General features: G+C 62.9%; 1 protein-coding gene. It reads left to right on the plus strand.

Annotation, left to right across the window (positions count from 1 at the left end; genetic code table 11):
- Positions 1–84: 84 nt before the first annotated feature.
- A complete protein-coding gene (gene trhA / locus AC1DQP_RS21095; RefSeq protein ID WP_457319753.1) occupies positions 85–720 on the plus strand; it encodes a PAQR family membrane homeostasis protein TrhA in 636 nt (211 codons plus the stop codon).
- Positions 721–824 lie beyond the last annotated feature (104 nt).

Raw genomic sequence — 824 nt, forward strand, 5'->3', positions numbered from 1 at the left:
CAGGCCCAGGCCCGCGTGCATGCGCGCGCCATCGCGGCGATGATAGGGGGGAGCGGGTCCCCCCTCCCCGCAGTGTCGATCGCCATGACTACAGTTGCTTCCGTACGTGAAGAAATCGCCAGCGCGCTGACCCACGGGCTCGGCGCGGTGGCCGCGCTGGCCGCCAGCGCTGTGCTGATCACCCTGGCCGCCATCTATGGCGACGGCTGGCAGTTGGCCAGCGCGATCGTGTTCGGGGTGGCGTTGCTGCTGCTGTACACGGCCTCCACGCTGTACCACGCGATCCAGCACCCGGTCGTCAAGGGTCGGCTGAAGGTGTTCGATCACTGCGCCATCTACCTGCTGATCGCCGGCACGTATACGCCGTTCACGCTGATCGGGCTGCGTGGCGGTCCGTGGGGCTGGGGCATGTTCACCGCGATCTGGGTGCTGGCCTTTGCCGGGGTGATCTTCAAGCTGTTCTTCACCGGGCGCTTCAAGCTGCTGTCGACGATCATCTACATCGCGATGGGCTGGATGGTGATGGTGGCGATCAAGCCGATGTGGGCCTCGATCGATGGCTGGACGTTGGGTTGGCTGCTCGCTGGCGGGCTGTCCTATACGTTGGGCACGTATTTCTACCATCGCGAATCGATCCGTTATTCGCACGCGATCTGGCATCTGTTTGTGATCGGCGGCAGTGTCTGTCATTTCGTCGCGGTGACTGCGCAGATTCTTTGAGGGTGTTGTTTTTTTCGGCAACTTTTTAAGGTCAAGGTCAAGGTCAACTTCAACTGCTGGAGCCGGTTGGCCGGTGCTGTCGGCCGGGTCGGGGCGGGTGGGTT

The sequence above is a fragment of the Stenotrophomonas sp. P5_A8 genome, from assembly GCF_056400545.1.